The following is a 5,975-nucleotide window of genomic DNA, read 5'->3' on the forward strand; positions in this document are numbered from 1 at the left end:
GATCAGGGCGGTGAGCCCGAGCTCGAAGGCCCGGTCCGCGCGCTCGCGCCCGACGGGGACGGCGTCCAGGGCGTCGGCCAGCCGCGGGGTGGCGGCGCGGTCGACGGCGTCGACCATGACGTCCGGGGCGACCAGGTCCAGCGCCGAGCCCAGGACGAAGCTCTCCAGGGCGGTGATCAGGCTCATCACGTCCTGTGCGGCGAAGCCCGCGTCCTCCAGGGTGGCGACGGCCCGCTCGTACAGCTCGTGCATGAACGATTCGGCAAGCGGCGCGGTGGCGAGCAGCCGGACGATGCCGGGGTGTTCGGCGAAGGCGTCCCGGTAGGCGTGTGCCCAGGTGCGCAGCGCGGCGTCCCAGGACTGGTCCCACATCGACTGCTCGCCGATCGTGCGCACCAGTTCGGCGCGCATCAGGGCGACGATCTCGGCCCGGCCGGCCACGTGGTGGTAGAGCGCGGAGGGGCTGACCTTGAGCGCACCGGCCAGCGCGGGGATGGTGAGGTCCCCCGCCTCGTCGACCAGCCGGAGCGCGGTGTCCACGATGCGCTGCCGGTCCAGCAGGGGTGTGCGCGGCCTGGGCATGCCCGGTTCCTCACCTTCGGGGTCGCCGGGCGGCCCGTCGGCCCCCGCAGACCAAGATCGTCGTTATCCAAGCGTTATTGAACGGCTTTCAGTAAAACCCTTCCGCACCCGCCGGTGCCGCGCCTACGGTAACCGAACCCCATTCGGTTAGGCAGGCCGCGCACCCGTCGGCCCGCCCTGCCCCGGAGAGGACGCACACCCCCGTATGCGTGCCGAGATCATCTTCACCGGCGGCCGGATCCACACCGGAGACCCCGCCCTCCCCCGCACCCACGCCCTCGCCGTCAGCGCGGGGCGGATCGCCGCCCTCGGCGACGCCGCCCTCGCCCTGCGCGACGACGGCACCGAGACCGTCGACCTCGACGGCGGCGCCCTGCTGCCTTCCTTCGGCGACGGCCACGTCCACCCGCTGCTCGGCGCCATCGGCCTGCGCGGCGTGCCCGTCCGCGAATGCACCAGCGTGGAGCAGGTCGTGGCGGCCGTCCGCGACTGGGCGCGGCGCCACCCCGAGGCCGAGTGGATCACCGGCGACGCCGTGGATCCGTCGCTGGCCGAGGGCGGGCTGTTCGACGCCCGGCTGCTCGACGCCGCCGTACCGGACCGACCGGTGCTGCTGCGCACCATGGACCACCACACCGGCTGGGCCAACAGCGAGGCGCTGCGCCGGGCCGGGTACGGGCCGGACACGCCCGAGCCGGTCGGCGGCGAGATCGTCCGACGGCCGGACGGCAGCCCGCTCGGCACCCTGCGCGAGTTCGGTGCGCTCAACCCCGTCCTCGCGCTCGTCCCGCCCCGGCCACTGGCCGAACAGGTCGCCGCGCTGCGGGAGACCACCTCCGCGCTCGCCGCCGCCGGGCTCACCTGGCTCCAGGACGCCTGGGTCGAGCCCGCGCAGGTCGACACCTGGCTGGCGGCCGTCGCCGAGGAGGACCTGCCGGTCCGGGCCGGGCTCGCCCTGCTGCTCGAACCGGACGGCTGGCGCGAACGGCTCCCCCGCCTGGCCGCCGACCGCGACCGGGTCGAGGCCGCCGGGCGCGGACGGCTCAGCGCGCGGGCGGTCAAGTTCTTCGCCGACGGCGTCATCGAGTCCGGGACGGCCGCGCTGCTGGAGCCGTACAGCGACTGCCCGCACTCCCACGGCGTCGCCAACTGGACCGGCGCCGAGCTGGCGGAGGCCGTCACCGCCGTGGACGCGCTGGGCTTCCAGCCGCACATCCACGCGATCGGCGACCACGGCGTGCGGATCGCGCTGGACGCCGTCGAGGCCGCCGCCCGCCGCAACGGGCCGCGCGCCCGCCGACCGGTGATCGCGCACGTCCAGCTGGTCCACCCGGACGACCTGCCGCGGTTCGCCGAACTCGGGGTGATCGCCAACTTCGAACCGCTGTGGGCGCAGACCGACCCGCTGATGACCGAGCTCACCCTGCCCCGGATCGGCCCCGACCGCGGCTCCCGGCAGTACCGGATCGCCGCCCTGCTGCGCGGCGGCGCCCGGGTCTCCTTCGGCAGCGACTGGCCGGTCACCCGCTACGAGCCGCTGGCCGGGCTGGCCACCGCCGTCACCCGGCAGACGCCGGACGGCCTGCCGGACGGCGGCTGGCTGCCCGAGGAGCGGATCGGGCTCACCGAGGCGCTGGCGGCCTACTCGGCGGGCGTGGCGCACCAGGCCTTCGAGGAGACCGAGTGGGGCGTGCTGCGGCCGGGCCTGCGGGCCGACCTGGTGCACCTGGCCACCGATCCGTACGCGGTGCCGGCCGGTGAGCTGGCCTCGATCGAGGTGGCCGGCACCTGGCTCGGCGGGCAGCGCACCCACGGTGGGCGGCGCGCCCACGGTGGGCCGCCCGGCGGCGGCGACCGCTCGACGCGCTGAGGCGAGCCCCGGCTGCCCGGCTGCCCGGCTGCGGCTCGACGCGCTGAGGTGTCCCGGCGGCCCGGCCTGACGGATGTCCCGACCGGTTCCGGCCGTCCCCCACGGCGTCCGTGTCTCGTTCCCCGGTCGGCGGCCGACGCGTCTCCGCCGCCGACCGCCCTACCCTCGTACCCACGACCCCAGGAGAGCTCCCCCATGGCCCTGCCCTCCGACGCGGCCTCCCCCTCCGCACTCCGTCCCCCCGACCCCGGCGCCCCCTCCGCCCCCACCTCCGCCGCCTCCCCGGGCTCCCCCGGCGGCCTGGAGCGCGGGGTGCTCGGCACCGGCGACATCGTCTTCTTCGTCGTGGCCGCCGCCGCGCCGCTGACCGTGATGGCCGGCGTGGCGCCGTTCGCCATCTCCTTCGGCGGTATCGGCACGCCGGTCGCCTACCTGGCCACGGGCGTGGTGCTGGCGCTCTTCGCGGTCGGCTTCACCACGATGACCGCACACATCCGCAACGCCGGCGCCTTCTACGCCTACGTCACCCGCGGCCTCGGCCGGGCGGCCGGGCTGGGCGCGGCGCTGCTCGCGGTGCTGTCGTACAACGCGATCCAGATCGGCATGTTCGGCGCCTTCGGGTTCTTCGCCCACACCACGGCCAAGGACCTGCTCGGGCTGGACCTGCCCTGGCCGGTCTGGGCGCTGCTCGGGGTCGCGGTGGTCTGGTTCCTCGGCTTCCGCTCGATAGACCTCGGGGCCAAGGTGCTCGGGGCGCTGCTGGTCGCCGAGACCGGCATCCTGCTGGTGCTCGCGGTGGCGGTGCTGGTCAAGGGCGGGGCACACGGGCTGAGCCTGTCCTCGTTCGCCCCGGAGCACGTGTTCTCCGGCGGGATGGGCGGGGTGCTCGGCCTCTCCTTCGCCGCCTTCATCGGCTTCGAGGCCACCGCGATCTACCGCGAGGAGGCCCGGCAGCCGCAGCGGACCGTGCCGCGCGCGACCTACGCCGCGATCGCCTTCCTCGGCCTCTTCTACACCTTCGTCACCTGGATGATCGTGCAGGCCTTCGGCGACACCGAGGCCGTCGCGACCGCCACCGCCGACCCGGCCGGGATGTTCTTCACCGCGATGACCGACTACGTCGGCGGCTGGGCGACGGACGTGCAACGGGTGCTGATCGTCACCAGCCTGCTCGCGGCGCTGCTCGCCTTCCACAACACCATCACCCGGTACGGCTACGCGCTGGCCAAGGAGCAGGCCGCCCCGGCCGCGCTGGGCCGGGTCCACCCGCGCCACGGTTCGCCGTGGATCGGCGGCATCGCGCAGTCGGTGGTGGCGGCGGTCGCCGTCGGGGTGGCCGCGCTGATCGGGGCGGACCCGTACAACCAGTTCTTCCTCTGGGCGAACTCCCCCGGGGTGGTCGGCATCCTGGTGCTCCAGGCGCTGGCCGGTCTCGCCGTGTTCGCCTTCTTCCGCCGCAACCGGGCGGCCGCCGCGAGCGCCGGGGCGTTCCGTACGGTCGTGGCGCCGCTGGCCGCCACCGTGCTGCTGTGCGGGGCCACCGCGCTGGTGGTGTGGCGGCTCGACCTGTTCACCGGCGCCGGCCCGGAGGTCAACTGGCCGCTGGTCGCGATCGTGCCGGTGGTGTTCCTGACCGGCGTCGGGATCGCCCTGCGGCTGCGGGCCCGCAGGCCGGAGGTGTACGCGCGGCTCGGGACGACCGAGGTCGACGCGGGCTGAACGGCAGCGCCGGGCAGCGGGCAGTGAGCGTCGGGCAGCGAGCGCCGGGCACCGGCCGCGGCCCGGCCCGGTGACGGCTCCGCCTCCTCCCGCCCGCTCAGGCCCGGACCAGTCAGGCCCGGCCACTCACGCTCGGCCCGCTCAGGCCCGACCGACGGCCTCGGCGAGGAGCCGGTAGGAGTCCAGCAGCGCGGCGCGGTCGTAGGTACTGGTGGTGACCAGGAACTCGTCCGCCCCGCTGCGCTCCACCAGCGCCAGCAGCGCGGCGGCGGCCTGCTCCGGGGTGCCCGCGATGTGGCCCTTGAGCGACTGCTCGTACGCGGCCCGCTCCCGGACGGTCATCTCCCGGGCGAGGATCTCCGCCGCCGGGGCCAGGGGCGGGAACTCGCCGTGGGTACGGGAGTACGCGCCGGACCAGGCCTCCGGGACGAGCAGCTCGCGCGCCTGCTCGGCCGTCTCGGCGACCGCCACGGTGCCCGAGACCACCACGTACGGCTCGGCGGCGTGCGCCGAGGGGCGGAACCGGTCGCGGTAGCGGTCGATCGCCGCGAGCATCCGGTCCTCCCCGTGCGGGGCGGCGATCACCAGCGGCAGCCCGGCGTCGGCGGCCAGGTCGGCGCCCGCGCCGGTGGCCAGGACGAAGGCCGGGACGTGCAGGCCCTCGGCGGGCCGGGCGTGGACTCCGCGGTGCGCCTGCTGCGAGCCGTCGAAGTAGCCGAGCAGTTCGGCCAGCTGGGCACCGAACTCGTCCGCGGCGCCCTTCTCGCGCCCGAGCGCCCGCCGGACGCCGTCGGTGAAGCCCACCGAGCGCCCGAGCCCCATGTCGATCCGCCCCGGGAACAGCGAAGCCAGCACCCCGAACTGCTCGGCCACCACCAGCGGCTGATGGTTGGGCAGCATCACCCCGCCGGTGCCGACCCGGATCCGCGTGGTGGCCGCCGCCACGGCCGCGACGAGCACGGTGGGCGCCGACCCGGCCACCCCCGGCACGCCGTGGTGCTCGGAGACCCAGAACCGGTGGTAGCCGAGCCGCTCCGCCTCGCGGGCGAAGGCCACCGTGTCCCGCAGTGCCCGGGCCGGCTCCTCACCCTGTCTGGTCCGGGAGCGGTCGAGCACGGAGATCCTGGTCGTGGGCGCGGCGCTGGTCACGTCGGTGGACAACGCCCGCCCTTAGCGCGGGCATTCCCGGGGCGGCCCCGGGCCGAGGCCGGCGGCCGGCGGTCAGCGGCCGGCCGGCGGTCAGCCAGTCAGGCGCCCGCCCCGGGTATTCGGCCCCGGCGGGCCTCCGCGACCCCGGCCCCGGCCTTGCCCTTCCGGCGGCCCCAGGGCTTGTACACCGACAGGACCACGGTGAACAGGTAGAGCGACAGCGCCACCGCCGGGACGATCACCGTGTTGTACCGGACGAAGCCGAGGTCCGCCGCCGTGATCGGGCCGGTCGGGTGCGCGTCCACCACCCGCACCGCGTCGTGCAACCGGTCGCCGAGCGCGAAGACGGAGGCCGCCATCGCCCCCAGCGTGAGCCAGAACTTGGTACTCACCCAGTAGTACCGGAACAGCCCCCAGGAGGTGCCGAGCCCGAGCGCCACCCCGCTCAGGAAGGTGAGCAGGCTCAGCGGCAGGATCAGCACGTCGCCGAGCAGGCCCATCGCCCGGTAGGCGGTGCGCAGCCGGTCGGCGTCGCCGGCGCCCACGGCCGTCAGCGCCGACACCGCCAGGGTGAGCAGGCAGAGCATCAGCGCCAGCCAGCTCACCGAGGCGGTGATGTGCAGGACGACCAGGCGTTTGCGCGCCGCCGGTGTCA

General features: G+C 75.5%; 5 protein-coding genes. 2 read left to right on the forward strand and 3 right to left on the reverse strand.

Annotation, left to right across the window (positions count from 1 at the left end; genetic code table 11):
* Nucleotides 1-582 (reverse strand): TetR/AcrR family transcriptional regulator (locus ACFU6K_RS28655; RefSeq protein WP_380667809.1); only part of this gene is annotated, 582 nt, incomplete at its 3' end.
* A gap of 205 nt (nt 583-787) precedes the next feature.
* Here ACFU6K_RS28655 and ACFU6K_RS28660 point away from each other — a divergent pair.
* Together ACFU6K_RS28660 and ACFU6K_RS28665 are read left to right on the forward strand one after the other, a co-directional pair.
* Nucleotides 788-2,452 carry an amidohydrolase gene (locus ACFU6K_RS28660; protein WP_380667811.1) on the forward strand — a complete coding sequence of 555 codons (1,665 nt, stop codon included), beginning with the start codon at nt 788-790 and terminating at the stop codon, nt 2,450-2,452.
* 195 nt (nt 2,453-2,647) lie between these two features.
* Nucleotides 2,648-4,171 carry an APC family permease gene (locus ACFU6K_RS28665; RefSeq protein ID WP_380667813.1) on the forward strand — a complete coding sequence of 508 codons (1,524 nt, stop codon included), beginning with the start codon at nt 2,648-2,650 and terminating at the stop codon, nt 4,169-4,171.
* 141 nt (nt 4,172-4,312) lie between these two features.
* Here the strand turns inward: ACFU6K_RS28665 and ACFU6K_RS28670 are convergent, their stop codons facing one another.
* Nucleotides 4,313-5,320, reverse strand: a complete 1,008-nt coding sequence (locus tag ACFU6K_RS28670; RefSeq protein WP_380667817.1) for an MsnO8 family LLM class oxidoreductase — start codon at nt 5,318-5,320, stop codon at nt 4,313-4,315.
* Nucleotides 5,321-5,418: 98 nt separating this feature from the next.
* A partial coding sequence (locus ACFU6K_RS28675) for a DUF2269 domain-containing protein (RefSeq protein WP_380667815.1) occupies nt 5,419-5,975 on the reverse strand: 557 nt, incomplete at its 5' end.

The sequence above is a fragment of the Kitasatospora sp. NPDC057512 genome (assembly GCF_042802135.1).
Lineage (GTDB): Bacteria > Actinomycetota > Actinomycetes > Streptomycetales > Streptomycetaceae > Kitasatospora.

Coding starts and splice junctions, on each gene's coding strand:
- ACFU6K_RS28665 (WP_380667813.1), top strand. CDS start 2,648: ATGGCCCTGCCCTCCGACGCGGCCTCCCCCTCCGCACTCCGTCCCCCC.
- ACFU6K_RS28660 (WP_380667811.1), top strand. CDS start 788: ATGCGTGCCGAGATCATCTTCACCGGCGGCCGGATCCACACCGGAGAC.